We start from the raw sequence: 26011 nt of genomic DNA on the forward strand, positions 1-26011 counted from the left end.
TTGGCGGTGATGCCCTTGAGGTCGCCGACGCCGTCGCCGTTGCTGTCCTGGAAGGAACGGACGAGGACTTCGTAGAACACCGCGCGCTTGAACCAGTCGGGGTCGCGGTCCTTGGCGGGGGTGTCCTCGAAGGTGTCCGGAACAGGCGAGTTGACGGTCATGGCGGTCTGGAGCCTCCGATCGGCGGTGCGGGTCACCGGACGTGGAACACGTGGGCAGGCGTCCGGCCGGGCTCCAGGCGCACGTAGTTGGTGCTGCCCCAGGCGTACGTCTCACCTGTCAGTTCGTCGTGCACGGACAGGGTGGCGTCGTGGTCCAGGCCGAGTTGCGGCATGTCCAACGAGAGCGTGGCCTCCTGGGTGTGGTGGGGGTCGAGGTTGACGACCACCAGAACCGTGTTCGAGCCCGCCCGCTTGCTGTACGCGATGACGGCGGGGTTGTCCGTGTCGTGGAACCGGAGGTTGCGCAGCCGGTGCAGCGCCGGGTGGGCCCGCCGGATCGCGTTGAGCTTCGTGATCAGCGGGGCGAGGCTGCGGCCCTCGCGTTCGGCCGCCGCCCAGTCGCGTTGCTTGAGCTGGTACTTCTCGGAGTCGAGGTACTCCTCGCCGCCCGGCCCCAGCGGGGTGTTCTCGCAGAGTTCGTAGCCGCTGTAGACACCCCAGGTCGGGGAGAGGGTGGCGGCCAGGACGGCGCGGGACTCGAAGGCGGGTCGGCCGCCGTGCTGGAGGTGGGCGTGCAGGATGTCGGGGGTGTTGGGGAAGAGGTTGGGCCGCATGTAGGAGGCGGCCTCCCCCGACAGCTCCGTGAGGTACTCCGTCAGTTCCTGCTTGGTGTTGCGCCAGGTGAAGTACGTGTAGGACTGCTGGAAGCCGATCTGGGCGAGGGTGTGCATCATCGCCGGCCGGGTGAAGGCCTCGGCCAGGAAGATCACGTCGGGGTCGGTGCGATTGACGTCCGCGAGGACCCGCTCCCAGAACACGACCGGTTTGGTGTGCGGGTTGTCGACGCGGAAGATCCGCACCCCGTACGACATCCAGTGCCGCAGCACACGGACGGTCTCGGAGATCAGCCCCTTCGGGTCGGCGTCGAAGGCGATCGGGTAGATGTCCTGGTATTTCTTCGGCGGGTTCTCCGCGTAGGCGATCGTGCCGTCCGGCCGGTGGTGGAACCACTCGGGGTGCTTGTGCACCCAGGGGTGGTCGGGGGAGCACTGGAGGGCGAAGTCGAGGGCGATCTCCAGTCCGAGCTCGCGCGCCCGCTCCACGAACCAGGCGAAGTCCTCCAGCGTGCCCAGCTCCGGGTGGACCGCGTCGTGCCCGCCCTCCGGCGAGCCGATCGCCCACGGCACGCCGACGTCGTCCGGCCCGGCGTTCAACGTGTTGTTGCGGCCCTTGCGGAAGGTCGTGCCGATCGGGTGGATCGGCGGCAGATAGACGACGTCGAAGCCCATCTCGGCGATCGCGGGCAGTCGGCGCGCGGCCGTGCGGAAGGTGCCGTGCGGGCGCTCCGGGGTGCCCTCGGAGCGGGGGAAGAACTCGTACCAGGAGCCGTACAGGGCCCGCTCCCGCTCGACGAGCAGCGGCAGCGGCTCGGAGGCGGTGACCAGTTCCCGCAGCGGGCGCCGGGCGAGGAGTGCCGTCACCTCCGGCGTCGATGCCGTCGCGTAGCGCTCGGCGACCGGCGCCGAGTCGTCGAGCAGCCGCTTCGCCGTGTCCCGCAGCAGGGTGCGCTCCGGCCCGCGCGGGGCTTTGGCGGCCGCGCGCTCGAAGAGGTGGCCGCCCTCCTCCAGCACCAGGCCCGTGTCGATCCCGGCCGGGATCTTGATCTCCGCGTGGCCGCGCCAGGTGGCGATCGGGTCGCTCCAGGCCTCCACGACGTACGTCCAGCGGCCCATGGCCTCCAGGGTCACGTCGGCGCCCCAGCGGTCGCTGCCGGGGGCGAGTTCGCGCATCGGCGTCCAGGGCCCGCGATCGCCGTCCGGGCTCTTGAGGACCACGTTGGCGCCGATGGCGTCATGGCCCTCGCGAAACACCGTCGCGGAGATCCGCACCGTCTCCCCGGTCACGGCTTTCGCCGGCCGCCTGCCGCACTCCACGCGCGGTTCGACGTCCCGCACCGGGATACGGCCGATCGCCCTGGTGGACTTCACGCTTGCACCTCCGCTTGCTGAAAATGGCGTTGTTCGCCCGATGTTGGGCGAACGACCTGCACCCGCCCGGCGTTACGTCTCCGCCGGCAGACAGCGGAGGGGGCGGGCCACGGCGAGGCGGGCGACGCCGTTGCGCCGGCTCGGCGCCCTGCGCTGCCGAAGGGGGGCGTCCGTACCGGCCCGCAGATACTGCTCGGCGGCCTCGGCGGCCTCCCGGGCGCAGCGCTTGCCCATCAGCACGCACAACGTGTAGCCGCAGTCCTCGAAGGTCGCCCGGGCCGTGCGGTCGCCGGGGCGCGCGAGCATGGCCCGCTCCCAGGCGCGGTAACTGCGCAGGGTTCTGGCGACTTCGGTCTTCGCTGGTTGCAGCATCGCGCGGTTCACCTTCCGGGAGTTCAAGAGGTACGTCGCTCGAGGCGAGCGGGTCGGCTCATGCGTCGAGGCCCTTCACACAGAGGCGCGAAAAGCGTCCAACCTCCCGAGGCCTTCACTTATGGTGCACGGCGCATCACCCAACGTCCTGTTGGATCTTGGTTGTGGTGTGCTCGTGTTGCACGAATGGCGTAGCAGCCCCACTGTGGTTGTGACTCAGAAGCGATTTCCGCTCACGCTTCGTGTCGGGTAACTCGACCTGTCGGGCCGAGGAGGAGCGGGAGCCTCGCCGGTGAGGAGCGAACGAGATGAAGACCGCAGTCCCCTGCTACTACCACCTCGACGTGGACGTGAGTCCGGAACGGGTCGCACAGGTCAGGCGCATCCTGGCCGCCCATCTGAAGTACTGGGACCTCGAGACGCTCGTCGAGCCCGTCTGCCGCGGCGCCGAGCTGCTGCTGCGGGCCATCGACGAACACGCCACGGACAAGCACATCTCCATCGAGATGTGGTGGAACGGCCAGCATCTGATCACCGCCGTCGGCGGCGGCGACCGCCGGCTGCGCCCCGACCAGGACCTGCGCTCCTGTCTGGAGCGGATCGCCGCGATGAGCGACGGCTGGGGCTGCTGCGCCACCGACACCGGCAGCAAGGTCATCTGGTTCTCCCAGCGGGCCCGTTCCGGCGAACGTGTGCCGCTGGTGCCGACCGTGCCGACGCCGAGCCTGCGCGAGGTGCTGCGGGTGCCGCGGGAACTGCCGGTGGCGGCCCTGGCCGCCCCGGCGGGCGAGGCCCGCGGCGTCCTGGCGGCCGCCCGGTGACCTCACGGGCGAACCGGACCCACCGCAGTGCAGGGGTGCCCGCCTGGAGCGGGCACCCCTACCCGTTGGGCGCCGACTTCGACGGACAGGGCACCAACTTCGCCCTGTTCAGCGAGGTCGCCCAGCGCGTCGACCTGGTCCTCGTCGACGACGACGGCACCGCCCGCGAGGTCCCGCTGACCGAGGTCGACGGCTTCGTCTGGCACGCCTACCTGCCCGGCACCGGCCCGGGGCAGCGCTACGGCTTCCGGGTGCACGGGCCGTGGGACCCCGCCGCCGGCCACCGCTGCAACCCGGCGAAACTGCTCCTGGATCCCTACGCGAGGGCCGTCGACGGGCAGATCGACAACCACGCCTCGCTCCTCGAACGGGCCGGCGAGGGCCCCGACCCGGCGAACAGCGCCGGACACACCCTGCTCGGCGTGGTCACCGACCCCGCCTTCGACTGGGGCGACGACGAACCGCCGCAGCGCCCCTACGCCGACACGGTGATCTACGAGGCCCATGTGCGCGGGCTGACCCGCACCCACCCCGACGTGCCGCGCGCCCTGCGCGGCACCTACGCCGGCCTCGCGCACCCCGCGGTGACCGAGCACCTCACCTCGCTGGGCGTGACGGCGATCGAGCTGATGCCCGTGCACCAGTACGTGCAGGACGGCGTGCTGAAGGACCGCGGGCTGTCCAACTACTGGGGCTACAACACCATCGGCTTCTTCGCCCCGCACAACGCCTACGCCGCCCACGGCAGCCGCGGCGGGCAGGTCACCGAGTTCAAGACCATGGTGAAGGCGCTGCACGCGGCCGGACTCGAGGTGATCCTCGACGTCGTCTACAACCACACCGCCGAGGGCAGCGAGAAGGGGCCCACCCTCTCCCTCCGCGGCATCGACAACGCCTCCTACTACCGGCTCGTGGACGGCGACTGGGCGCACTACTACGACACCACGGGCACCGGCAACAGCCTGCTCATGCGGCACCCGTACGTCCTTCAGCTGATCATGGACTCGCTGCGGTACTGGGTGACGGAGATGCACGTCGACGGCTTCCGCTTCGACCTGGCCGCCACCCTCGCCCGCCAGTTCCACGAGGTGGACCGGCTGTCCGCGTTCTTCGACCTCATCCAGCAGGACCCGGTGATCAGCCGCGTCAAGCTCATCGCCGAGCCCTGGGACGTCGGCGAGGGCGGCTACCAGGTGGGCAACTTCCCGCCCCTGTGGTCGGAGTGGAACGGCCGCTACCGGGACGCCGTACGGGACTTCTGGCGTGCGGAACCCGGCTCACTGGGCGAGTTCGCCTCCCGGCTGACCGGCTCCTCCGACCTGTACGACCACAGCAGGCGCCGCCCGCGCGCCAGCGTCAACTTCGTCACCGCGCACGACGGTTTCACCCTGCTCGACCTCGTCTCGTACAACGACAAGCACAACGAGGCCAACGGTGAGGGCAACCGGGACGGCGAGAGCGTCAACCGGTCCTGGAACTGCGGGACCGAGGGCCCCACCGGCCGCCCCGCGGTCCTCGAACTGCGCGCCCGGCAGCAGCGCAACCTGCTCGCCACGCTGCTGCTGTCGCAGGGCATTCCGATGCTGTCCCACGGCGACGAGCTCGGCCGCACGCAGCGCGGCAACAACAACGCCTACTGCCAGGACAACGAAGTCTCCTGGACCGACTGGCGGTTGACCGGCGAGCAGCGGGCCCTCACCGACTTCTGCCGGCGTCTCGTCGCGCTGCGCGCCGCCCACCCCGTGCTGCGGCGGCGGCGCTTCTTCCGCGGCGAGACCGTCCGACGCGCCGGGCAGCCCCTGCCCGACCTGGTCTGGCTGCTGCCGGACGCGCGCGAGATGACGGCCCGGGACTGGCACCGCGCCGACGCGCACAGCGTCGGCGTCTTCCTCAACGGCGACGCCATCGCCGAACCCGACCCGCGCGGCCGGCCGCTCGTCGACGACTCGTTCCTGCTGCTGTTCAACAGCTACTGGGAACCGGTCGTCTTCCGGCTGCCGGGCGCCGCGTACGGCGAGCGCTGGACGGTGTGCGCCGACACCGTGGAGCCGGACGGCGTCCCCGACGAGACGGAGTACAAGGCGGGCGCGGAAGTCACGCTGGAGGCCCGCAGCCTGATCGTGCTGGCACGGCCCCCGAGGCGCTCCGAGTAGCAGAGACCGGGAGCCGGACCCGGAACCGGACCCGGAGCGGGACCTCAGTGCTCGCGGTGCGAGGTCACGGTGAACTGGGCGCCGTCCGGATCCCGTAGGACCGCCTCGTGCTCGGACTCGACCAGCACGCTGCCGCCGTGCTTCTCCGCGGCCCGCGCGCAGGCCGCCACGTCCGCCACGGCGAAGTGCACCTGCCAGTGCGGACGGATCGTCGGGTCGGGGGCCGCCTCCAGCGCGCCCGACTCGATCCGGGCCACGACCTCGCCCCGGCTGCGCAGCACGACCTCGCCGCCCTCGTAGCGGACCTCGCAGGCGCCGGGGCGGTCGGTGGCCCAGTCGAGGAGCTCGCCGTAGAAGATGGCGGAGTCGAAGGCGTCGCGCGTGTGGAGTCTGATGAAGGCGGGCGCCGCCTGCTGCCAGGCCTCCCAGTTGCCGATCAGCTCCCCCTCCCAGACGCCGAAGGTCGCGCCGTCGCGGTCGGCCAGCAGCACCGCCCGGCCCGGCGGGAGCGAGATCGGGCCCACGGCCACGGTCCCGCCGCGCTCCCGGGCCCGGGACGCCGCCTCGTCCGCGCTGGGCACCGCGAAGTAGGGCGTCCAGGCGACCGCCATCTGCCACATCGACGCGACGGCGGCCACCCCGGCGACCGGGACGTCGCCGACCAGCGCCGTGCGGAAGTGGTCGCCGAGCACGCCCCGACGCCACTCCCAGCCCAGCACGGCCCCGTAGAAGTCCTGGGTGGCCTCCAGATCGCGGCTGGTCAGGCTCACCCAGCAGGGCGCACCGAACACGGATTGCGTGGAGACGGCTCTCCGCGCACCGGAGGCGGAGGTCGGGCGATGGTTCATGGCACTCGCGTTCCTGGTCTCTCGGTCGGCGGGCGGGCGGTCCACCACCAGTGTCCGGCCGGAACCGTCCGGGGCGCCTGCCGAGTGATCCGGGCGAGGTCAGTTCGGCGCGGGCCGGCTCGTCTCGGCGGTGCTCTCCGCGATCTCCTCGATCTCCTCGCGCAGCCGCGCGAAGCAGCCGCTCAACAGCCTCGAGACGTGCATCTGCGAGATGCCCAGCTGCTGCGCGATCCGGCTCTGTGTCATGCCCGCGAAGAACCGCAGATACAGGATGGTCCGTTCGCGTTCCGGCAGCGCCCGCAGACAGGGCGCCACGGCCACCCGGTCGACGACCGTGTCGAAGCCGGGGTCGGGGCCGCCGAGGGCGTCCTCCAGCGAGTAGCCGTCGGTGCCGGGCAGTTCGGCCTCCAGCGACAGCGCGGAGAAGCACTCCAGCGCCTCCGTGCCGGTGCGCACCTCGTCCTCGGTCAGCTGCGCGTACGCGGCGATCTCGGCGTCGGTCGGCGACCGGCCCGGCGTCGTCTGGGACAGCTCCTTCGCGGCGTGCCGGACCCGGTTGCGCAGGTCCTGGACCCGGCGCGGCACGTGCAGCGTCCACATGTGGTCGCGGAAGTGGCGCTTGATCTCACCCGTGATCGTGGGCACCGCGTACGCCTCGAAGGCGCGACCGCGGTCCGGGTCATAGTGATCGACGGCCTTGACCAGCCCCAGGGCCGCGACCTGGTACAGGTCCTCCAGGGCCTCGCCGCGCCCCCGGAACCGGACGCCGATCCGCTCGGCCATCGGCAGCCAGAGACGGACCAGCTCGTCCTTGAGCGCCTGGCGCTCCGGCCCGTCGGGCAGCCCGGCGAGCCGTGCGAACGCATCGGTGGTGTCCGGGGCGTCGTCGTGGGGGTGCCGCTTGGTTCGGACGGTCGTCGTACGCATCACGCGCGCCTCCCTCAGGAGGGTGCCGGGTTCCACGGACGTGCCTCCTGTCCGAAGCACTTCGTGCCCGATTCCCGGCATCGAGCATTTTGAAACGGTTTCGTCCTATTTATACAGTGTTGCTCTTGGCGCCCCGCGACTGCCCCCTCGCCTCCCCGCCCCGCCCCCGCTCCCGCCCCCACTCTTGACCTCGCCTTGGGGTCGTTACCTCTGACACAGAGGTAACGTCGGACGTGTGGCAGGCGACGCGGAGGACGAGACGTTCCCGGAAGAGCTCGCCGACGCGCTCGTCGGCGTCCAGCGGCTGCTCAGAAGGCGGCTGCGGGCCGGTCTGACCGTGCCGCGGCTGCGGGGCGCCGAGGTCGAACTGCTGCGCCTGGTCGAGACCCGGCCCGGCATCGGCGTCTCGGAGGCGGCGAAGGAGCTCCACCTCGCGGGCAACTCCGTCTCGACCCTCGTCAACCAGCTGGTCAAGGACGGCTACCTGGTCCGGGAACGGGACCCGGCCGACCGGCGGGCCGCCCGGCTGCTGCTCACCGAGGCGGCCGAGACCCGGCTGCGGGCTTGGCAGGAGCGGCGCGCGGCGCTCGTCGGCCGGCAGGTCGCCCGTCTCGACGCCGCCGACCGGGAGGCTCTGCGCGCGGCGCTCCCGGCCCTGCGCGCACTCGCCGTCACCCTGCACGAGGAGGCCGAGGACTCATGACGACCGACACCGCCCCGGACGCCGTCGCCTGTACGCAGCTCGCGTACGCGTTCGGCGACACGCGGGCCGTCGACGGGCTGGAGCTGACCGTCCGGGAGGGCGAGGTCTTCGGCCTGCTCGGACCCAACGGAGCCGGCAAGACCACCGCCATCCGCTGCATCACCACGCTGCTGCCGGTCCCCTCCGGCATGGTGCGGGTCTTCGGCCACGACGCCGCCGGGGACCGGATGGCCGTTCGCCGGCTGCTCGGCTATGTGCCGCAGCAGCTCTCCGCGGACGCGGGCCTGACCGGCCGGGAGAACGTCGCCTTGTTCGCCCGGGTCTTCGACGTGCCCCGGCGCGAGCGCGCCGCACGCGTCGGACAGGCGCTGGCCGCCGTCGACCTCACGGACGCCGCCGACCGGCTGGCCGGCACCTACTCCGGCGGCATGGTCCGCCGCCTCGAACTCGCCCAGGCCCTGGTCAGCGCGCCCCGGCTGCTGATCCTCGACGAGCCGACCATCGGCCTCGACCCGATCGCCCGAACGAGCGTCTGGGAGCACATCACCGCCGTCCGCGAGGCCACCGGCATGACGGTCCTGGTGACCACGCACTACATGGACGAGGCCGACCAGTACTGCGACCGGGTCGCCCTGATGCACCGCGGCCGGATCCGCGCCCTCGGCACCCCCGTCGAGCTCCGGCAGGGGCTCGGGGAACGCCGACGGGCCGAGGACGCGGCGGCCACGGAACCGCTGCCGACCCTGGAGGACGTCTTCCGGGAGGTCGCCGGCAGCGGCCTCGACGAGCAGGCAGGAGGTTTCCGCGATGTCCGAAGCACCCGCCGCACCGCTCAGCGCGTCGGCTGACCGCGCCCGCGCACAGGGCATCGAGCTGCTGCTGGTGCCGCCCCGGCCCCGCGACGGCCGGCTCCTGCTGCCCGCCAGGATCGCCGCCCTGTGCGCCGTCGAGCTCCAGAAGCTGCGCCACGACCGCACCGAGCTGTACACCCGGGCCGTCCAGCCCGCCCTGTGGCTGCTGATCTTCGGTCAGACCTTCACCCGCATCAAGGCGATCCCCACCGGCGGCATCCCCTACATCGACTACCTGGCGCCCGGCATCATCGCCCAGTCCGCGATGTTCATCGCCATCTTCTACGGCATCCAGATCATCTGGGAGCGGGACGCCGGCGTCCTCAACAAGCTGCTGGTGACGCCCACTCCACGCTCCGCGCTCATCACCGGCAAGGCGTTCGCGGCCGGGGTGAAGTCGGTGATCCAGGCGGTCGTCGTGGTCGTCATCGCCGCCCTGCTCGGCGTCGCCCTGACCTGGAACCCGCTCAAGCTGCTCGGGGTCGTCGCGATCGTCGTCCTCGGCTCGGCCTTCTTCTCCTGTCTGTCGATGACCATCGCGGGCATCGTCCTCAGCCGCGACCGCCTGATGGGCATCGGGCAGGCGATCACCATGCCGCTGTTCTTCGGCTCCAACGCCCTCTACCCGGTCGACATCATGCCGGGCTGGCTCCAGGCGGTCAGCAAGGTCAACCCCCTCAGCTACGAAGTGGACGCCCTGCGGGGGCTGCTCCTCGGCACGCCCGCGCACCTCGCCCTCGACTTCGGGGTGCTGATCGTGGCGGCGGCGCTCGGCATCACGGCGGCCTCCTCGCTCCTGGGGCGGCTGGCCCGTTGATCTTGGCCGAAGACGTGATGTGCGGCACGCCCGTGGCAAGCCCTTTCCGGGCCGGTCGGCGGATTGTCCCTGCGCACGGCTTGATCAGTGATCAAAGGGGGCGAATTCCCTGGCCACAGCGCATTCTGCTCATTTGACAGTGCGCTCGGCACACGGATAGGAAGCAGCCGGTAGCAAGTCGAGAGGTGGACTGTGTACGAGCCGAACGTGGTCGGGGACTGGCACGAGTACGACGAGTACGCCGGTCTGCGGGTCCGCGTCCACCGCATGGAGCCGAGCGAGCCGCCGCGGGGGCGCGACGACGCAGCCGAGGGGCTGACCTATTTCTGCCTGCGGGTGACCGTCGAGAACCGGGGCGGCCTGAACCCCACGATCCACCTCGAGGACGGCCAGATCGACGTGCGGCTGGGGCCGGACGGCGAGAGCGCGTTCATCGACTGGCGCAACTCGCAGTTCATCGAGGGCTTCGACGTGTATCCGCTGCGCCGGGTCACCGCCGTGCTCTACGCGGCCGGACCCGAGGCGTCCCTCGGGCAGGTGGACGTCCAGATCCAGCTGCGGGTGGACGACGACTGGGCCGACCGCCGACTGTGGACGGGCGGCATCGGACTGCACGAGGGGGCCGGCGGCGCGCCGGCCGGCGCCGCACGCGACAGCCTGGCCCGCCAGGTGAGCAACTTCCTGCGCGACCAGGCCGAAGAGGGCACCGCCTGACCGGCGACGCCCTCTCGTGCAGGTGCGGCTGTCGAACGGTCAGTGCGGGATGCCGTCGATGATCTCGCGCGCGCCCTGACGCAGCAGCGACACCGCCACCGAAGTGCCGAGCGTCGCCGGGTCGAGGCGGCCCGCCCACTCGTGGGCGTTCAGCCGGGTCTTGCCGTCCGGGGTGAACACACAGGCCCGCAGGGACAGTTCGCCGCTGCGGTCGACCTGCGCGAAGCCCGCGATCGGGCTGTTGCAGTGTCCCTGGAGGACGTGCAGGAACATGCGCTCCGCGGTGGCCTCCCGATGGGTGGCCGGATCGCCGAGCCCGCTGACCGCGTCGATGAGTTCGCTGTCGCCCTCACGGCACTGCAGGGCGAGGATGCCCGCGCCGATCGGCGGCATCATCGTCTCCGGGGACAGCACCTCGCTGATCACGTCACGCCGGTCGATGCGCTCCAGGCCGGACACCGCGAGCAGCAGCGCGTCCGCCTCGCCCGCCGCGAGCTTCTCCAGCCGCCGGTTGGCGTTGCCGCGGAACGGCACGCACTCCAGATGCGGGTGGGTGGCGGCGAGCTGGGCGATCCGGCGCACCGAGGAGGTGCCGACGCGGGTCCCGGCCGGCAGCTCGTCCAGGGTGAGGCCGCCCGGGTGCACGAGGGCGTCCCGGATGTCGTCGCGCCGCAGGAACGCGGCGAAGACGGTGCCCGCGGGCAGCGGTCGGTCGGCGGGGACGTCCTTGACGCAGTGCACCGCGAGATCCGCCTCACCGGCCAGCAGTGCGGCGTCGACCTCCTTGGTGAACGCGCCCTTGCCCTCGACCTTGGACAGGTCGCCCATCCACTTGTCGCCGGTCGTCTTCACGGGGACGACCTCGGTGCGCACAGCGGGATACAGGGCGGTCAACTCCGCGCGGACCCGCTCCACTTGGGCCAGGGCCATGGGCGAGTCGCGGGAGACGATGCGGATCAGTTCCGGAACGGACATGCGGGACACGATAGACCCTCGCGGCCCGTGCCCCGCACCGCTTGCAGGTTTCGGCCACGCGTCAACGATTGGCCCGCCAGTCGAAGGGGTAGAGGTCCGTGGCCCAGTGGGGCGAGACGGCGTCGAGCTCGGCGACCCGCGACGGTGTGCGCAGCAGACAGCGATGGCGCAGCAGGTCGCTCCGCTCGGCGGGTGTCAGCAGGGCCGTGTGGGGGTCGTCCTGCGCCGCGTGGGTGTCGTCGCGTCCCTCGGCGTTGAGCAGGTCGCCCTCGGCGGTGCGGACGTCCACCCTGAAGTCCGTGCGCCACTGGGAGTTGTGCCCCCAGCCCAGGGACTCGTCGACGGTCGGGCGGTGCCGGCGCAGGAACGTCCAGTACAGGGGCGAGCGGTCGGCGACCCCGCGTTCGGCGTGCCGGGCGCCCGCGCGCACCCGGACCCCGGCACGGCCGAACAGGACGGGTCCCAGCCGGAGCCCCGGCCAGAGCACCCCGGTGATCCGCACCGGCTCGTCCGGGTCCTCGGCCTGTTCGACCTCCACGATCTCGTGCCGGAACGGGTCGAACGCCCCGTTCTCCTCGAAGGGCGTCATCCCGAGCCCGGCGAACAGGGTCGTGTACTCGTCCGGTCCCACCGTGGGCCAGTGGCGGAGGCGGTCCTCCTCGCCGGGGGCGGGCGGCGGCTGGCCGGACAGCAGCAGCACATCGCTGACCCGGCTGAGGGCGTACAGCTCCCAGAGCAGTTCCGCCCGTCGCTCCTGCGGGCCGGTGCGGGCGGCCAACACGTCTGCTCCCGCGAGGAGTTCGGTGCGGTAGGCGCCCTCGGCGCGGGCCAGCCAGGCCGCGATGACCGGGGCGGGGTCGCGGTCCGCCGTTCCGTCGCGCAGCGCCTCGTACAGCCGACGGGCGCCCATTCCCTCGCGCCTCAGGGGTTCACCCGCAGGCTGAAGCGCCGTTTGTCGGTGCCCAGGGCGCCGATCCGGGCGTAGAAGCGGATCGCGCTGTCGTTCCACGCGGGGGTCTGCCACTGCACCTCGCCGAGGCCCAGGCTGCGGGCCCGGTCCGCGACCGCGTCCATCATCAACGGGCCCAGACCGAGGCCGCGGTGGCCGGGGGCGAGGAACAGGCAGTCCATGTGGAGGTACTCGCGGCCCTCCCAGGTGGACAGTTCGGGCGCGCAGGTGGCGTAGCCGACCAGCTCGCCGTCGGGCAGTTCGGCGACCAGGCAGCACAGTCGCGGGGCGGGGTCGTCGAAGAGGAGCACGGCCAGGCGTCCCGCGAGGTCGGACGCAGGCGGGGCGGCGCGCTCGTACTGCGCGTGCTGGGCGGCCAGTTCGGCGACGCGCGGCAGATCCGACCGCTCGGCGTGCCGGACCCGGGCGGCGCTCACCTGACGTCTCCCTCGACCGTGTCCGCGCCCCACGCGGCGAGCCGTTCCGCGAGGGAGCCGGCGCCGTCCAGGACCTGCCGGGTGTAGGCGTCGCGTTCGTGGGCCAGGACGGCGGCCTCCCACACACAGGGGGCGAGCCCCGCTCTCCCCGGCCGCAGGGCCTCCGGCCGGCCGGGCGGACCGGTGAACACCGCCAGGTCCGACATATGGCCCTCGATCCAGGTGTGGATCAGGAGGTAGTCCCCGTCGCCGCCCGCGTGCACCAGCACGACGGCCAGGCCGAGCGAGCCCCGCAGCGCGCCGAGCGCCAGATGGCCCTCGGCGATCCGCAACGCCTCCTGGGCGTCCCGCTCCGTCACCGTCCGGCCCGGCGCCTCGATCGCGTACGTCTTGACCAGGTGCCCGGCGACCTCCTGGGCGCCCAACGGGCGGGCGGCGCGGGCGTGATGACCCTCGGCGAGCGCGCGCAGCTCCTTGGCCGGGACGGCCGACGGCAGTTCGTCGTGAAGATCCATCCGAACATCATGCGGCGTCCGTGCGCCGCCGTCCACGGTCGAGGTACGGACCGGTCGGTTCAGTGCGGCCCGGGACCGGCCCCGGCGCGGCCCCGAATCCGGGGTCCCGGTCGCGGGGCCGATCCCGTCCCGGGGTCACGCGTTGGGGTCGAAGGAGATCCCGGACGGCTTGGCCGACGACAGGTTGCCGGCGAAGCTGGCGTCCTTCAGACCGAAGTTGGCGCTGCCGAAGTCGTATGCGCTCAGCTTGTCCCGCAGGCCCGACGGGTAGCCGTTCCAGCCGACCAGCGGCGGGTACTGCCAGGTGCCCTTGGCGTTCTCCGGCGGCTCGTCGCCCGAGTTGCCCAGCCGGAAGCAGTGCGTGCTGATGCCGTCCTTGTGGTAGACGGCCTTCGCGTGGGTGCCCTCGAACCGGACCGCGGACGCGGCGTGCACGGTGAACGAGCCGTGGTTGGACGTCGAGACGTACTGCACGGCGCCGTTCTGCACCCAGACCACGACGTGCTCCCAGTCGTGCCGGTGCCCGCCGATGCTGCTGTTCGCCAGCGCCTGGTCCTTCTCGAAGTACAGGCTGTACATGTACGCGCACCAGCCGTTGTTGCACTTGTAGCGCGAGTAGCTGTTGGTGTTGTCCAGGTCGGAGGCGTCGTGGCAGTCGCCGCTGAGCGAACCGGTCGGCTTCAGACCGCCGTTGATCGTGCCGTCGGGTCCGATGGCGGGCGTGGGGTAGCACCCGTCCGTGTCGTAGTCGAAGGCGGGCTGGTACGTCAGCTCGGCGGCCTCGGCGTTCTGCGGCAGCGCCTGGGGAGGAGCGGCGAAGGCGGCCGAGGGAACGGCGAGGACGAGCGCGGCGGCACCGGCGAGACCGGTGAGCCATCTCCTGCGGTGGGCCTTGAACGTGGCTGAGGACACGGCTTTCTCCTCGAGATGCGGGCGCAGCCGAACGGCTGTGGGGGAAAAGGAAGTTCAGCTTCCAGGGTTTTCACTTCCGCGCCAAGAGGTCGCAGGCGTATCGGTGGTGAAGCACAGCCCAATACTTGGCCACCTGGTGCCGTGTCAGGCGGATGTGTCCGGAAGGTCCGCCGCCGACTCCTCCGGTGTCAGGTCCGGCCGCAGCCGCAGCCACGACGGCTGGCGCAGCAACCCCGCCCGGGTGCGCGTGCTGTAGCGGACCTCGCCGACCAGCCGGGGCACCACCCAGCGCGCGCCCGCCGTCCGCGGCACGGCGTCGAAGGGGCACGCCTCGGTCGCGGCGGTCCGCAGCAGCCCCGCGAGTTCGACGCGCTCCGCCTCGCTCCAGCCGGTACCCACGTTGCCGACGTACCGCAGCCCGGTCGCGGCGCGCTGTCCGACGAGGACGGCGCCGGGCAGCCCGGCAAGCCGCCCCTTGCCGGGCAGCCAGCCGCCGACCAGGACGTCCGCCACCGACATGTTCCGGATCTTGATCCACGCCCGGGAGCGCACGCCCGGTTCGTACACCGAGTCGAGGCGCTTGCAGACCAGCCCCTCCAGGCCGTGCGCGCGGGTCGCCTCCAGCGCCTCCCGCCCGTGGCCGACCAGGGCGCCCGGCGTGGACCAGCACGGCCCCTCCAGCTCCAGCGCCTCCAGCCGGGCCCGGCGGCGCGTGTAGGACAGGGGGAGCAGCGAACGCCCGCCGAGGTGCAGCACGTCGAACAGGACGAGGTGCACGGGAGCCGCGGCGGCCAGCCGTGCCGCCCTGCCCGGCGCCTGGACCAGCCCCATGCGCTGTTGCAGCAACTGGAAGTCGGCCCGGCCGTGTTCGTCCAGGGCGAGCACCTCGCCGTCCAGCACGGCGGGCGTCGCGCCGAGCGCCGCGCCGAGCGGCCGCAGCTCGGGATAGGCGCCGGTGATGTCCTCCCCCGAACGGGCGCGCAGCGTGAGGCTCCCGTCCCCGGCGAGGTACACGACGGCCCGCTGCCCGTCCTGCTTGGTCTCGTAGGCCCACCGGGCGTCCTGGGCGGCGGGCGGCAGCCGGCCCGCAGTGGCGAGCATGGGGGCGATGCGCGGGAGGGTCACGGGTGAGTTGTGGACGCCGCCGGGCCGCCGCACGCGGCCGACGCCCCGGTTTCGCCTGAACGGCGCTGTGCCCGACGCGCCGTCAGCCGTCGCCGGTCGGGGGCGCAGGAGCCTGGACCAGGCCCGTCCGACAGGCGATGACGACCAGCTGGGCGCGGTCGCGGGCCCCGAGTTTCGTCATGGCGCGGTGCACGTGGGTGCGGACCGTGAGCGGGCTGACGAAGAGCTTCTCGGCGATCTCCTCGTTGGAGCAGCCCGCCGCGGCCCAGGCCATCACCTCGCGCTCGCGGGCGGTCAGCGCCGTCAGGTCGGCGGGGGCGGCGAGCCGGGCGCCCTCCGCCGGGGAGGCCAGGAGAGCAGCCCGAGGACGATCGTCGGGCCCGCCGCCACCGGCCGGCGGCACGTTGATCTCGCTGCCGAAGAGGAAGGCGACGAAGAGCAGGACGGCCGTCATGGTGTCGACGGTGCGGGCGTGGTCGGCCGCGTAACGCTGCCAGGGGATGATCATCGGCTCTCCGGTCGGGGCTCGGACCACACGTTCGCGCCGGGAAGGCCCGACGGGCCCGCCGTTCACCACACGCACGGCAGCTCGACCTCGATCACCGTCGGCCCGCCCACGGGGCTGCTCACCCGTACCGTGCCGTCGAGCGCGGCGACCCGGCGCCGCATGCCCGACAGGCCCGAGCCCGCGCTCTCGTCGGCCCCGCCGCACCCCTCGTCGCGCACCCGCACGCCGAGACCGGCCCGGGTGCGGGTCAGCACCACCTCCGCCCGGTCGCAGCCGCTGTACTTGGCGGCGTTGGTGAGCGCCTCGGCGATCACGAAGTAGGCGGCCGCCTCCACCGCGGCCGGCGCCCGGGGCCCGTCCGCCGGATCGTCCGCACGCACGGCCACCCGCAGTCCGCTGCTCGCCGCGAGCGCCCGGACCGCTCCCACCAGCCCTCGGTCGGTGAGGATCGGCGGATGGATGCCGCGCACCACGTGCCGCAGCTCCGTCAGCGCCTCCTCGGCCTGGTCCTGCGCGTCGGTGAGGAGTTTGCGCGCCGTCCCCGGGTCGGCCGGGTACGCCCGCTGGGCCAGCCCGATCCGCAGGGAGAGCGCGACGAGCCGGGCCTGGGCGCCGTCGTGCAGGTCCCGTTCGATCCGGCGCAGTTCGGCGCCGTGCGCGGCGACCGCGTCCGCCCGGGTCGCGGTGAGCTGCTCGACCCGCCCGGCCAACAGCGCCTTGGGGGAGGGCCGCAGCAGGGCGGCCGACCAGCGCGCCTCCAGGTCGGCGAGCCTGACGATCAACGGCAGGACGAGCGCCTCGCGCCCCAGCAGCCCGCTCCACACACCGTCCACGACGAGCCCCGCCGGCCACAGCGGCAGCATCAGCACGGTCAGCCAGCCGTAGGCGTAGTACGCCGCCAGCCAGCGCACGTCGGTCAGCGTCCCGGGGTCCGTGACGGCCGTCCGCACCCGCTCGCGCACCGGCCCGGTGATCGGCCGGTACGCCTCCGGGATCTCGCGGCCGGTCCGGTGCGCCGTCAACCGCCGCTTGGCCCCGGCGATCCGGCGGATCAGCAGCACGGTCTCGGGCAACAGCCAGATCCCGGCCACCACGACCGCGCCCGTGGCGGCGATCAGCAGGACGGTGATGAAGAGGTACGACCCGAAGGCCATGGCCGCGGCCAGGAAGAGGTGGACCGTGGCCCGCGCCGCCTGTCGCAGGGTCGCGCGCATGGAGTGCCGTTTCCGGTGATGGGGAACAGGTGACGAGGAACAGGTGGTGAGGAGCAGGCGGTGAGCCGCGTCCTGAAGGGGCGCGGGGAACCGCCCGACCGGCCACGCAGGCGCCGCGGACGAACTGCGGCGCCTCGCGGCACGTCCGGCGGAGCGTCAGTCGTCCAGCGTGACGACGATCTTCTCCGCGGCGCCCGGCGTCCGGGCCAGCTCGAAGGCGTGCTCGGCCTCGGCGAACGGGACTCGGTGGCTGATCAGCTCGGCGAACCGCTCCTGGTGCTCGACCAGTTCCGGGGTCACCTCGAAGATCTCGGTCGGGTAGCCCTGGGAGGCGATCAGGGTCAGCTCGCTGCGCAGCATGCCGCCGAGGTCGATCTCGCCCTTCTTCTGCACGGCCACCATGACCAGCTTCGCGTGCCACTTCGCCGACTGCACCACGGTGTTGAACACCACGGGCGCGCCGGCCGCGTCGATGAAGACGTCGGTGCCCGGTCGGGGCTGGCCGAGGGCGTTGGCGCTCTGGCCGTGCAGTTCGGTCAGCCGCGCGGCCACGTCCTCCTCGGCCGAGTTGACGACGGCGTCCGCCCCGACGGCCAGCGCTTTCTCCAGCCGGGAGGGGATGACGTCCGCGACGACCACGTGCTGCACACCGCGCAGCTTCAGCCAGATCGCCGCGCCCAGACCGATCGGCCCGGCGCCGAACACGACGACCTTGTCGCCGGGCCCCGCCTCGGAGCGGTTGACGGCGTGCCGGGACACGGCCATCGGCTCGTTGAGCGAGGCCACGTCGAACGGCACGGTGTCGGGGAAGACGGCGACGCTCCTGCCGACCTCCGCGTTCTCGATCAGCAGGTACTCGCTCATCCCGCCGAACCTGCCGCCGCAGCCGATGATGCCGGTGGGCGCGTCCTGCGGATTGACGACCACGCGGTCGCCCACCTTCAGGCCCGCCACCTCGGCGCCGACCTCCACGACCTCACCGGCCGGCTCGTGGCCGAGGGGCACCGGGATCAGTTCGCCGCCCAGGTGGGCACGGGCCGGCATGCCGCCCGTGTGCAGGAAGGTGACGTCGGTGCCACAGATGCCGCAGGCGCGGATCCGGACGAGGGCGTCCTTGGGACCGGGCGTGGGTCGCTCGACGTCCACGACCTCGATCTTGTCGACGCCGCCGGTCCGGACGGACTTCATCGTGCTCATGGGGGCCTCTTTCGGGTATCGGACATCGGTATCGGTTGTTTGGACATCGGTGGGACGGTCAGGCGCCGAGCGTCTTCAGGACGGCGTCCGCCATGCCCTGCTCGCCGCGCTCGTTCGGATGGACGGAGGCGGCCGGGGCGCGTGGCACGAGCGGCTCGATCCAGCGCACCCGATGGTCGGCGCAGGCGTCGCGCCCGACCGAGGGCGTGTACGTGTCGACGTAGTCGACCCCCGCCTTCTCGGCCCGCTCGCGCAGCATGCCGTTCAGCTGCCGCTCCTTGTCATGGAGGTAGGTGACGTCACCGGCGGCGAGGCCCATCTCGCGGCCGCAGCCGGTGGTGTGCGCCGGCAGGATCGCGGGGTAGCCCACCACGTAGACCCGGGCCTTCGGCGCGCGGCGCCTGACGTCGGCGAGTGCCCGGGCCAGCCGCGCGTCCGCCGTCTCGATCCGCTGCTGCACCTCGTCGGCGCCGTCGGAGACGTAGCGGTCCTTGCAGGGGGCGTCGCCGCCGTCCGCCTTGAGATCCTTGAGATCCTTGAGATCCTTGACGTCTTTGAGGCCGCTCAGCGCGAAATTCAGCACTCCGGACTTCACGCAGGTCTTCACGAGTGAGGCGAATCCGATGTCGTTGCCGCCCATGCCGAGGGTGACCAGCCGGGTCCGGGCCGACAGGGCGGACAGTTGCGCAGGGTTGGTGCCCCGGTCCGTGGGCTGGGCGGCGGTCAGGTCGGCGACGGTCGCTCCGCTGCAGCTGAGGTCACGGAAGTCGGCGGCGGTCAGGCCCAGCCGTCGGGCGACGAGCGCCGGGTAGTTGCGGTCGGAGCGGTCGCAGCCGGCCGGGCTGCCGGTCTGGCCGGGGATCTCGGGGCCGGCGGTGTAGGAGTCGCCCAGTGCGACGTAGGGGCCGCTCGGCGGGTCGGGCTCGGGGCTGCCGTCGGGTCGGCCGACCACGGTCACGGTGGTCAGCACGCCGCAGGCGAGCGCCCCGGCCAGCGCCGCTCGTACCGAGGTCTTCATGGGTGGTCCTGTCTGTCGTCCCGGGTGATCCACGGTTGGTAGGGGCGGAAGGGGCGGAAGGGGCGTCCCGGGGCCCGGCGCCGGCAGGGGGGGTGAGCCGGCTGCCGGGCCCAGGGACAGCGCCGATCCCCGTCCCCACGGGTTCGGCGCCTGGGAGCCTGCCTCCGCTCAAGGCGGCTCCGGTCGGTGCGCTGCAGGGTGATGCGGCGTGGTTCGGTTCGGGTCTGTTCGGGTCTGTTCGGGTCGGTTCGGGTCAGTTCGCGGCGGTTATGTACGGCTTCGCCGCGGGGATTGCTTGAGTTAGGCAACCACATCTGGATTACTTGAGTCAAGCAAGTGACGAGATTTACTTGAGTCAGGCAAGCAGAAAGGTAGGGTGAGAGTCATGTCCCCCTCACCGCCCGCCGTGCCCCCCGCCTCGCCCGCGGCGGTCGAGATGGAGCGGGCCCTGACCCGGGCGGCCTGTCTGGGCGTCCGCGCGCGGCAGCACGGCCGGCTGGTCGCCATGACGGGCGTGCCGCTCGACCGGGCGGCCGTCGCGATGCTGCGCCGGATCGCCGACCGCGACCCGCTGCGCCCGGGGGAGCCCGCCCAGGCGCTCGCCGTCCGGGCCTCCCATGTCACCCGCCAGGTGCGGCGGTTACAGAAGGCCGGCTGTGTCACCCGGGTCGCCGATCCCGAGGGCAGCCGCTCCCGGCGCATCCGCCTCACCCCGCTCGGCGAGGACGCCGTGGCGCGGCTGGGGGACGCGGGCGCCCGGGACATGCGGCCGGTCCCGGCCGACTGGTCGCCGTGCGAACCGCGGCGGCTCGCCGACCTGTTCCACCGCAGGGTGGACGTCTTCGACCACCCTGACGGCGAAAGGCGCGTGTCCGATGCGGACATCACGTCACCCACGGCGTGACGACCGGCGGTTCGGCCTCCCGGACCCCACGGGCGCGACCGACCTCCCCGGACCGTCAACCCACCCGAGCCCGGGTCTGAACCTGAACCTGAACCCGAATCCCCGAAACCCGAGCCAGAATCCCCGAAACCCGAGCCCGGGCCCGAACCCGACCCTGAGCCCGAAGCCCGGGAATCCGAGCCCGACCCCGAGTCCCCGACGAACGGTTGCGTCCATGTACGGCGACGCGAGTGAGCAAACGTCCTGGCCGAGTGGGAAACCGTCCCTCGCCCGCGGTGCCGGACAGCATGTCCTGGTCCTCGCCGGTGAGCCGGACATCGCCGAACTGCTCGCGACCACCCTGGAGTTGGCCGGTTACCGGATCACTCTCACGGGCGCGGCGGTCGAGGCGCTGGTCCATCTCGACGCGCTCCGGTTCGACCTGCTGGTCGTCGACGCCGATCTGCCGGACCTGGCCGGGCTGGGCGCGGCGGGCCGCCCGGTGATCGCCCACCGGCCCCCGGTCCTCTACCTCACCGCCTACGACTCCCTCGACCGCCTGCTGCCCGAACTCGGCCTGGGGGAGAAGGACTACGTCGCCAAGCCGTTCCGGGTGGCCGAAGTGCTGACCCGCATGCTGCTGCTGCTGCGCGCGGCCGACCCGGGCCGTCGCCCGGACCGTCGCCCGGACCGCGCCCCCGGTTACGGCGACCTGGTCCTGGACGACACCCTGTGCCGGGCCCGGCGCGGCGCCCGCAACCTCGACCTCACGCCCGCCGAGTACCGTCTGCTGCGCCACCTTCTGGTCAACGCGCACCGGGTGCTGTCGAAGGAGCAGATCAGCCGCTATGTCTGGGGCGACTTCCGGGGCGACAACGCGATCGAGCAACTCGTCTCCCGGCTCCGGCGCAAGGTGGACCGCGACGCACCCGTGCTGATCCATACGCGCCGGGGCTTCGGCTACTGGCTGGGAAGGGCGGACGCCGCCGGCTGAGACCCGGCGGCAGCGAACTGGCGGCAGCGAATTGACGGCTGAAGTCCTGGCGGCTGACCCCCGACGGTGCAAACGTCCAGGGCGCGATGTGCGGACGGACGGTTGGCGGTGTCGTGAGGCTGCGGCGCCGCGCGTTCGCGTTCGTGGCGAACCTGTTGTGATCGGGTGAATCGGCAGGTTCTGCAGGCGAGTTGAGGAAACGTTTCGCACGCGCGACGAACCTCAACTCCCCATGTGATCCACGCCACGTCAGCCTTCTGTCAGGGAACTGACCGGAACGCGTCAGCCCCCTCTGTTTGCATGTGCTCATCGAGGCCTCGACCCCTTCCCCCCCGGCGCTCCGGCCTCCCCGGAGCCCCCCACCACCGAGGAGAGCCCATGGCCGACACCCTGGCCGGCGCGGTGCCCGAAGTCCCGGACTCGGTCCCCGAGTTCCCGATGCCCCGGGCGGCCCGCTGCCCCTTCGACCCCCCACCCGCCCTCAAGGACCTCCAGGAGCAGGCGCCCCTGACGAAGGTGCGGCTCTGGGACGGCAGCGAGTCGTGGCTCGTCACCCGCTACGCCGAACAGCGGGCGATCCTGGGCGACCCCCGGGTCAGCGCGGACACCGACAGCCCCGGCTATCCGACCAAGGCCAGCCCCGAGGGCGGCGAGGGCAAGCTCAGCTTCATCATGATGGACGACCCCGAACACGCCCGGCTGCGCCGGATGGTGACCGCGCCGTTCGCCATCAAGAAGGTCGAGGCCCTGCGCCCCGCCGTCCAGCGCATCGTGGACGACCTGATCGACGAGCTGCTGGCCGGCCATCAACCGGCAGACCTGGTGGAGCAGTTCGCCCTGCCGCTGCCCTCGCTGGTGATCTGCGAACTGCTCGGCGTGCCCTACGACGACCACGCCTTCTTCCAGGACAACACCAAGACGATGGTCCACCGGGACGCCACCCCCGAACAGCGCGGACAGGCCGGCCGCGAAGTGGCCGGCTACCTCGCCGCGCTCATCGGCACACGGCTCGCCGACCCGCGCGAGGACCTGCTGTCGAGCATCGCCGGACGGATCACCGCCGGAGAGATCGACCACCAGCAGGCGACCGAGATGGCGTTGCTCCTGCTGATCGCCGGACACGAGACCACCGCGAACATGATCGCGCTCGGCACGCTCGCCCTCCTCCAGAACCCCGACCAGCTCACCCTGCTCCGCGAGAGCGACGACCCCAAGGTCGTCGCCTCCGCCGTCGAGGAACTGCTGCGCTACCTGCACATCACTCATCTGGGGCGGCGCCGCGCGGCCGTCGCGGACATCGAGATCGCCGGACAGGTCGTCAAGGCCGGCGACGGCCTCATCATGGCCAACGAGATCGCCAACCGGGACCCCGAGGTCTTCCCCGACCCGGACCGGCTCGACATCACCCGTGACGCCCGCCGCCATGTCGCCTTCGGCTTCGGCGTCCACCAGTGCCTGGGCCAGCCGCTGGCCCGCATGGAACTCCAGGTCGTCTACGGCACGCTCTACAAGCGCATCCCCACCCTGAAACTGGCCGGTTCGCTGGACGACGTCCGCTTCAAGCACGACGCCTTCATCTACGGCGTCCACGCCCTGCCCGTGACCTGGTGACGGCTCCCCGTCCCGCAGCGCAACCACCACAGACCGTGAAGAAGGGGAATCCCATGAGTGCCGTCAAGGTGGAGCTGGAAGCCGACAAGTGCGTCGCCTCGGGCCAGTGCGTGGTCGCCGCCATGCAGGTCTTCGACCAGGACGACGACGGAATCGCGATCCTGCTGGAGGAGCGGCCGGCGTCCGAACTCCTCGACGACGTCCGCGAGGCCGTCGCCGTCTGTCCCGCCGCCGCGATCCGGCTGGTCGAGCAGTGAACCGGATCGTCGTCGTCGGAGCCTCGGCCGCCGGACTCGCGGCGGTCGAGACCCTCCGCCGCCAGGGCCACACCGGTCCCCTCACCCTGGTCGGCGACGAACCGCACCTCCCGTACGACCGGCCGCCGCTGTCCAAGCAGGTGCTCGCCTCCGAATGGGAGGAGCACCGGCTCCCGTTGCGTCCGGCCGGCGATCTCGCCGCCCTCGACCTCGACCTGCGGCTCGGCGTGGCGGCCACCGGCCTCGACGTGGCCGGACGCGTCGTACGGCTGGCCGACGGGACCGAGGCGCCCTACGACGGGCTGATCCTCGCCACCGGGGTCCGGCCGCGCCGGCTGCCCGGCGAGGGCGCGCATGTGCTGCGCACCCTGGAGAACGCGCTCACGCTGCGCGAGCGGCTGACGCCCGGACGGCGGCTGGTCGTCGTGGGCGCCGGCTTCCTCGGCGCGGAGGCGGCGGCCGTCGCCTGGCGGCTCGGGGCGGAGGTCACCCTCCTGGAACCGGCCGCGGTGCCGCTGGCCCACGCCGTCGGGGAGCAGGTCGGACGGGTCCTGTCGCGGGCCCATCTCGACCGCGGGGTGAACCTGCGCTGCGGGGTCACCGTGACCGAGGTGACCGAGGACGGCGTCCGGCTCGGCGACGGCGAGATCGTCGAGGCCGACGAGGTGCTCGTCGCGATCGGCTCCAGGCCCAACACCGACTGGCTGGTCGGCAGCGGTCTGGCGGTGGGCGACGGAGTGGTGTGCGACGAGTACTGCGAGGCGGCCTGGGGGTCCCCCCGGCCGAAGGCCGGGGGAGTCTATGCGGCCGGGGACGTGGCCCGCTGGTACAACCCGCTGTTCGGGACGTCGATGCGGATCGAGCACCGCACCAACGCGGCCGAGCAGGGCATGGCCGCCGCCCGCAACCTGCTCGCCGCCCCGGAGGCGCGCAAGCCGTTCGCGCCCGTGCCGTACTTCTGGTCCGACCAGTACGACCTGAAGATCCAGGCCTACGGGTTCCTGCGCGGCCACGACGAGGTCGCGGTCGTCGAGGGCGACCTCGTCGAGCGCCGGTTCCTGGCCGTGTACCGCACGGGCGACCGGGTGAGCGGAGCGCTCGCGGTCGGGATGCCGCCGAAGGCGATCCGGCTGTGGCGCCAGACGATCGCGGCCGGCGCGGCCTGGGCCGAGCACGTGCGCGTGCCCGCGTAGCGCGGCGGTCGGCCGGCGGGCCCCGACAGGCGGTGCGAGCCTGTCGGGGCCCGGTCGTGCAGGTGGTGGTGTCGGTACCGTCCGCGTACCGCAGGCGAGCGGCCGCGCGTCGTCCGTCCGCAGTGGATCGCCGTAAACCCACGCAGTAACTTACTTGAGTTACGCAATAAGATGGTAAAGTGGGTCGCATGTCCACCGAACCGCTCCCCCTGCCCTCCGTCGCCACTCCGGAAGTGATCGAGATCGAGCGCGCGCTCACGCGCATCACCTACCTGAGCACCCGCGCCCGCCAGCACGACCGGCTGATGTCGGCGGCCGGCGTCCCCCTGGACCGCGCCGCCGTGGCCCTGCTGCGGCAGGTCGCCGACACCGAGCCGCTGCGGCCCGGGGAACTGGCCCAGCGCCTGGGCGTGGAGGCCTCCCATGTGACCCGCACGGTGCAGCAGCTCCAGAAGTCCGGGTACGTCACCCGGGTCCCCGACCCCGACGACGGCCGCGCCCAGCGGATCCAGCTCACCGAGGCCGGCCGCGCCGCCGTCGACCGGGTCCGGGACGCGGGCGCCCGGGGGATGCAGCTGGCGCTGTCCGAATGGTCCCCGGAGGAGCTGGGACAACTCGCCACGCTCTTCCACCGCATGGTCGACGACTTCCTCTCCTACGCGATCGAGGACGAGCCGGAGCAGCCTCCCGTCACCGCCTGACCCGGGCGACCGGGATCGGCGCGGGCTCGCGCAGTCCGCGCAGCAGGAACCAGGCCGCCACGGGAGGCAGCAGCAGGGGGAGCAGCCCGGTCCGCAGGGACGTGGCGTCCGCCAGCGCGCCGATCGCCGGCGCCGCCGCGCCGCCCACGCTCACCGTCAGCCCGAGGGTGACGCCGCTCGCGGTGCCGACGCGCCGGGGCAGACAGTCCTGGCCCAGCGTCACGAGCAGCGAGAACGGCACGTAGAGCCCCGCCGAGGCCAGGGCCACGAAGAGGTACAGCGGCGGGCCCGGCACGAGCAGCACGCCCGCGACCGCGAGCAGGGTCACCCCGTACGAGCGGCGGACGACCGTGAGCCGCCCGTGCCGCCCGGCCAGCCGGCTCCCGGCCAGCGTCCCCACCGCGCCGCCCGCGTACAGCACGCACAGCGCGGCCGTACCGGCGGCCTCCCCACCGCCGGTGCGCTCCCGCACGTACAGCGGGACGAACGCGCTCAGGCCGACGAAGACGACCGAGCGGCACACCACGGCGCCCGACAGCCGCAGGAACGCCGGCCAGTCGTCCCGGCCCACGGCCTCCGCGGCCGTCCCGGCGGCCGTCGCCGGGGCGGGCACGGCCCGGGCGGCGGCCGCCGAGCGCGCCGCGGCCACGCACAGTGCCACACCCGCCAGCGCCGGCAGCCCCAGCACCGGCGAGGCCCGCAGTCCCCACGTGGCGACGACGGCTGCGACCAGCGGCGGAGCGAGCGCGAAGCCGACGTTGCCGCCGAGCGCGAACCAGCCCATCGCCGTGTGCCGGCCCTCCGACGTCACCCTGGCCGCCCGCGCGGCCTCCGGGTGATAGGCCGCGACGCCGATCCCGGACACGGCCACCGCGGCCAGCGTGAGCGGATACGAGCCGCCGACCCCGCAGACCGCGACGCCCGCGCCTGCGGCCGCCGCGCCGAGCGGCAGCAGCCACGGCAACGCCCACCGGTCGGTCAACAGCCCGAACAGCGGCTGCGCCACCGACGACAGCAGCGACGCCGCCAGGACGATCCCGGAGGCGGCGGCGTAGGAATAGGCGCGCTCGGACACGAAGAAGGGGACCAGGGCGGCCACGGCCCCCTGGTACACGTCCACGCAGGCATGGGCGACGGACATCAGGGCGATGGATCGGGCTTTCGGCA

26 protein-coding genes and 1 pseudogene are annotated in these 26011 nt (G+C 72.6%); 12 read left to right on the plus strand and 15 right to left on the minus strand.

All coding sequences use genetic code 11. The annotated features are described in order from the left end of the window. Nucleotides 1–193: 193 nt before the first annotated feature. The gene (locus AB0J04_RS29805; RefSeq protein WP_363171668.1) at nucleotides 194–2149 is read right to left on the minus strand and encodes an alpha-1,4-glucan--maltose-1-phosphate maltosyltransferase; all 1956 of its coding nucleotides are present in this window, start codon (nucleotides 2147–2149) and stop codon (nucleotides 194–196) included. 72 nt (nucleotides 2150–2221) lie between these two features. Beyond that, nucleotides 2222–2521: a DUF5133 domain-containing protein gene (locus tag AB0J04_RS29810; RefSeq protein ID WP_363171669.1), complete on the minus strand. Its 300-nt coding sequence runs from the start codon at nucleotides 2519–2521 to the stop codon at nucleotides 2222–2224. A 308-nt stretch (nucleotides 2522–2829) separates the two neighbouring features. Here AB0J04_RS29810 and AB0J04_RS29815 point away from each other — a divergent pair, with 308 nt between their 5' ends. Both AB0J04_RS29815 and glgX read left to right on the plus strand, forming a co-directional pair. Continuing rightward, nucleotides 2830–3342, plus strand: coding sequence for a pep a2 (locus tag AB0J04_RS29815; RefSeq protein WP_363171670.1), 513 nt, complete (start codon nucleotides 2830–2832; stop codon nucleotides 3340–3342). A gap of 35 nt (nucleotides 3343–3377) precedes the next feature. Then, the gene (gene glgX / locus AB0J04_RS29820; protein ID WP_363171671.1) at nucleotides 3378–5495 is read left to right on the plus strand and encodes a glycogen debranching protein GlgX; all 2118 of its coding nucleotides are present in this window, start codon (nucleotides 3378–3380) and stop codon (nucleotides 5493–5495) included. Between the two features lie 44 nt (nucleotides 5496–5539). Here glgX and AB0J04_RS29825 read toward each other — a convergent pair whose 3' ends face one another. Then, nucleotides 5540–6343 (minus strand): VOC family protein, encoded by an 804-nt coding sequence (locus tag AB0J04_RS29825; RefSeq protein WP_363171672.1) that lies wholly within the window; start codon nucleotides 6341–6343, stop codon nucleotides 5540–5542. Nucleotides 6344–6442: 99 nt separating this feature from the next. Beyond that, nucleotides 6443–7270, minus strand: coding sequence for a SigB/SigF/SigG family RNA polymerase sigma factor (locus AB0J04_RS29830; protein ID WP_363171706.1), 828 nt, complete (start codon nucleotides 7268–7270; stop codon nucleotides 6443–6445). A gap of 235 nt (nucleotides 7271–7505) precedes the next feature. Between AB0J04_RS29830 and AB0J04_RS29835 the strand changes: the two genes are divergently transcribed. From AB0J04_RS29835 to AB0J04_RS29850, 4 genes are all read left to right on the plus strand, one after another. Further along, on the plus strand, nucleotides 7506–7973 hold the full coding sequence (locus AB0J04_RS29835) for a MarR family transcriptional regulator (protein WP_363171673.1): 468 nt from the start codon (nucleotides 7506–7508) through the stop codon (nucleotides 7971–7973). Further along, nucleotides 7970–8821, plus strand: coding sequence for an ATP-binding cassette domain-containing protein (locus AB0J04_RS29840; protein WP_363171674.1), 852 nt, complete (start codon nucleotides 7970–7972; stop codon nucleotides 8819–8821). The genes AB0J04_RS29835 and AB0J04_RS29840 overlap by 4 nt, the downstream gene beginning before the upstream one ends. Further along, the gene (locus AB0J04_RS29845; protein ID WP_363171675.1) at nucleotides 8781–9641 is read left to right on the plus strand and encodes an ABC transporter permease; all 861 of its coding nucleotides are present in this window, start codon (nucleotides 8781–8783) and stop codon (nucleotides 9639–9641) included. Before AB0J04_RS29840 ends, AB0J04_RS29845 begins: the two co-directional genes overlap by 41 nt. A gap of 192 nt (nucleotides 9642–9833) precedes the next feature. Further along, nucleotides 9834–10355: a hypothetical protein gene (locus AB0J04_RS29850; protein WP_363171676.1), complete on the plus strand. Its 522-nt coding sequence runs from the start codon at nucleotides 9834–9836 to the stop codon at nucleotides 10353–10355. 39 nt (nucleotides 10356–10394) lie between these two features. On the opposite strand, the gene hemC is transcribed toward AB0J04_RS29850, so the two are convergent. The 10 genes and pseudogenes from hemC to AB0J04_RS29900 all read right to left on the minus strand — a co-directional run bounded on the left by hemC (nucleotide 10395) and on the right by AB0J04_RS29900 (nucleotide 19205). Continuing rightward, on the minus strand, nucleotides 10395–11330 hold the full coding sequence (gene hemC, locus AB0J04_RS29855) for a hydroxymethylbilane synthase (RefSeq protein ID WP_363171677.1): 936 nt from the start codon (nucleotides 11328–11330) through the stop codon (nucleotides 10395–10397). A gap of 61 nt (nucleotides 11331–11391) precedes the next feature. Next, the gene (locus AB0J04_RS29860) at nucleotides 11392–12240 is read right to left on the minus strand and encodes a hypothetical protein (RefSeq protein WP_363171678.1); all 849 of its coding nucleotides are present in this window, start codon (nucleotides 12238–12240) and stop codon (nucleotides 11392–11394) included. A gap of 11 nt (nucleotides 12241–12251) precedes the next feature. After that, nucleotides 12252–12716 (minus strand): GNAT family N-acetyltransferase, encoded by a 465-nt coding sequence (locus tag AB0J04_RS29865; protein ID WP_363171679.1) that lies wholly within the window; start codon nucleotides 12714–12716, stop codon nucleotides 12252–12254. Continuing rightward, nucleotides 12713–13231 carry a hypothetical protein gene (locus AB0J04_RS29870; RefSeq protein WP_363171680.1) on the minus strand — a complete coding sequence of 173 codons (519 nt, stop codon included), beginning with the start codon at nucleotides 13229–13231 and terminating at the stop codon, nucleotides 12713–12715. Before AB0J04_RS29870 ends, AB0J04_RS29865 begins: the two co-directional genes overlap by 4 nt. Nucleotides 13232–13366: 135 nt before the next feature. Beyond that, complete coding sequence (locus AB0J04_RS29875; RefSeq protein ID WP_363171681.1) at nucleotides 13367–14143, minus strand: NPP1 family protein; 777 nt, start codon at nucleotides 14141–14143, stop codon at nucleotides 13367–13369. Nucleotides 14144–14287: 144 nt separating this feature from the next. Next, nucleotides 14288–15268 (minus strand): ATP-dependent DNA ligase, encoded by a 981-nt coding sequence (locus AB0J04_RS29880; protein ID WP_363171682.1) that lies wholly within the window; start codon nucleotides 15266–15268, stop codon nucleotides 14288–14290. 82 nt (nucleotides 15269–15350) lie between these two features. Beyond that, nucleotides 15351–15620 (minus strand): annotated as a pseudogene (locus AB0J04_RS29885) (helix-turn-helix transcriptional regulator); the annotation flags it as partial. Nucleotides 15621–15838: 218 nt separating this feature from the next. Continuing rightward, a complete protein-coding gene (locus AB0J04_RS29890; RefSeq protein WP_363171683.1) occupies nucleotides 15839–16990 on the minus strand; it encodes a histidine kinase in 1152 nt (383 codons plus the stop codon). Between the two features lie 156 nt (nucleotides 16991–17146). Next, on the minus strand, nucleotides 17147–18187 hold the full coding sequence (locus tag AB0J04_RS29895) for a zinc-binding dehydrogenase (RefSeq protein WP_363171684.1): 1041 nt from the start codon (nucleotides 18185–18187) through the stop codon (nucleotides 17147–17149). 58 nt (nucleotides 18188–18245) lie between these two features. Then, on the minus strand, nucleotides 18246–19205 hold the full coding sequence (locus AB0J04_RS29900; RefSeq protein ID WP_363171685.1) for an SGNH/GDSL hydrolase family protein: 960 nt from the start codon (nucleotides 19203–19205) through the stop codon (nucleotides 18246–18248). A 385-nt stretch (nucleotides 19206–19590) separates the two neighbouring features. Between AB0J04_RS29900 and AB0J04_RS29905 the strand changes: the two genes are divergently transcribed. The 6 genes from AB0J04_RS29905 to AB0J04_RS29930 all read left to right on the plus strand — a co-directional run bounded on the left by AB0J04_RS29905 (nucleotide 19591) and on the right by AB0J04_RS29930 (nucleotide 24844). After that, nucleotides 19591–20109 carry a MarR family transcriptional regulator gene (locus tag AB0J04_RS29905; RefSeq protein ID WP_363171686.1) on the plus strand — a complete coding sequence of 173 codons (519 nt, stop codon included), beginning with the start codon at nucleotides 19591–19593 and terminating at the stop codon, nucleotides 20107–20109. A 214-nt stretch (nucleotides 20110–20323) separates the two neighbouring features. Next, complete coding sequence (locus AB0J04_RS29910) at nucleotides 20324–21082, plus strand: response regulator transcription factor (RefSeq protein WP_363171687.1); 759 nt, start codon at nucleotides 20324–20326, stop codon at nucleotides 21080–21082. Between the two features lie 378 nt (nucleotides 21083–21460). Beyond that, nucleotides 21461–22693 (plus strand): cytochrome P450, encoded by a 1233-nt coding sequence (locus AB0J04_RS29915; protein WP_363171688.1) that lies wholly within the window; start codon nucleotides 21461–21463, stop codon nucleotides 22691–22693. Between the two features lie 53 nt (nucleotides 22694–22746). Then, complete coding sequence (locus AB0J04_RS29920; RefSeq protein WP_363171689.1) at nucleotides 22747–22950, plus strand: ferredoxin; 204 nt, start codon at nucleotides 22747–22749, stop codon at nucleotides 22948–22950. Further along, nucleotides 22947–24143, plus strand: coding sequence for an FAD-dependent oxidoreductase (locus tag AB0J04_RS29925; protein WP_363171690.1), 1197 nt, complete (start codon nucleotides 22947–22949; stop codon nucleotides 24141–24143). The genes AB0J04_RS29920 and AB0J04_RS29925 overlap by 4 nt, the downstream gene beginning before the upstream one ends. 188 nt (nucleotides 24144–24331) lie before the next feature. After that, on the plus strand, nucleotides 24332–24844 hold the full coding sequence (locus AB0J04_RS29930) for a MarR family transcriptional regulator (protein ID WP_363171691.1): 513 nt from the start codon (nucleotides 24332–24334) through the stop codon (nucleotides 24842–24844). On the opposite strand, the gene AB0J04_RS29935 is transcribed toward AB0J04_RS29930, so the two are convergent. Then, nucleotides 24834–25985: an MFS transporter gene (locus tag AB0J04_RS29935; RefSeq protein WP_363171707.1), complete on the minus strand. Its 1152-nt coding sequence runs from the start codon at nucleotides 25983–25985 to the stop codon at nucleotides 24834–24836. The two genes, AB0J04_RS29930 and AB0J04_RS29935, sit on opposite strands and share 11 nt — an antisense overlap. Nucleotides 25986–26011: the final 26 nt, after the last annotated feature.

Origin of the sequence: Streptomyces sp. NPDC050263 (assembly GCF_040655955.1) — a bacterium.
Lineage (GTDB): Bacteria > Actinomycetota > Actinomycetes > Streptomycetales > Streptomycetaceae > Streptomyces.

Coding starts and splice junctions, on each gene's coding strand:
- AB0J04_RS29810 (WP_363171669.1), bottom strand. CDS start 2,521: ATGCTGCAACCAGCGAAGACCGAAGTCGCCAGAACCCTGCGCAGTTAC.
- AB0J04_RS29815 (WP_363171670.1), top strand. CDS start 2,830: ATGAAGACCGCAGTCCCCTGCTACTACCACCTCGACGTGGACGTGAGT.
- AB0J04_RS29825 (WP_363171672.1), bottom strand. CDS start 6,343: ATGAACCATCGCCCGACCTCCGCCTCCGGTGCGCGGAGAGCCGTCTCC.
- AB0J04_RS29830 (WP_363171706.1), bottom strand. CDS start 7,270: ATGCGTACGACGACCGTCCGAACCAAGCGGCACCCCCACGACGACGCC.
- AB0J04_RS29840 (WP_363171674.1), top strand. CDS start 7,970: ATGACGACCGACACCGCCCCGGACGCCGTCGCCTGTACGCAGCTCGCG.
- AB0J04_RS29845 (WP_363171675.1), top strand. CDS start 8,781: ATGTCCGAAGCACCCGCCGCACCGCTCAGCGCGTCGGCTGACCGCGCC.
- hemC (WP_363171677.1), bottom strand. CDS start 11,330: ATGTCCGTTCCGGAACTGATCCGCATCGTCTCCCGCGACTCGCCCATG.
- AB0J04_RS29860 (WP_363171678.1), bottom strand. CDS start 12,240: ATGGGCGCCCGTCGGCTGTACGAGGCGCTGCGCGACGGAACGGCGGAC.
- AB0J04_RS29870 (WP_363171680.1), bottom strand. CDS start 13,231: ATGGATCTTCACGACGAACTGCCGTCGGCCGTCCCGGCCAAGGAGCTG.
- AB0J04_RS29890 (WP_363171683.1), bottom strand. CDS start 16,990: ATGCGCGCGACCCTGCGACAGGCGGCGCGGGCCACGGTCCACCTCTTC.
- AB0J04_RS29895 (WP_363171684.1), bottom strand. CDS start 18,187: ATGAGCACGATGAAGTCCGTCCGGACCGGCGGCGTCGACAAGATCGAG.
- AB0J04_RS29900 (WP_363171685.1), bottom strand. CDS start 19,205: ATGAAGACCTCGGTACGAGCGGCGCTGGCCGGGGCGCTCGCCTGCGGC.
- AB0J04_RS29905 (WP_363171686.1), top strand. CDS start 19,591: ATGTCCCCCTCACCGCCCGCCGTGCCCCCCGCCTCGCCCGCGGCGGTC.
- AB0J04_RS29910 (WP_363171687.1), top strand. CDS start 20,324: ATGTACGGCGACGCGAGTGAGCAAACGTCCTGGCCGAGTGGGAAACCG.
- AB0J04_RS29915 (WP_363171688.1), top strand. CDS start 21,461: ATGGCCGACACCCTGGCCGGCGCGGTGCCCGAAGTCCCGGACTCGGTC.
- AB0J04_RS29920 (WP_363171689.1), top strand. CDS start 22,747: ATGAGTGCCGTCAAGGTGGAGCTGGAAGCCGACAAGTGCGTCGCCTCG.
- AB0J04_RS29930 (WP_363171691.1), top strand. CDS start 24,332: ATGTCCACCGAACCGCTCCCCCTGCCCTCCGTCGCCACTCCGGAAGTG.
- AB0J04_RS29935 (WP_363171707.1), bottom strand. CDS start 25,985: ATGTCCGTCGCCCATGCCTGCGTGGACGTGTACCAGGGGGCCGTGGCC.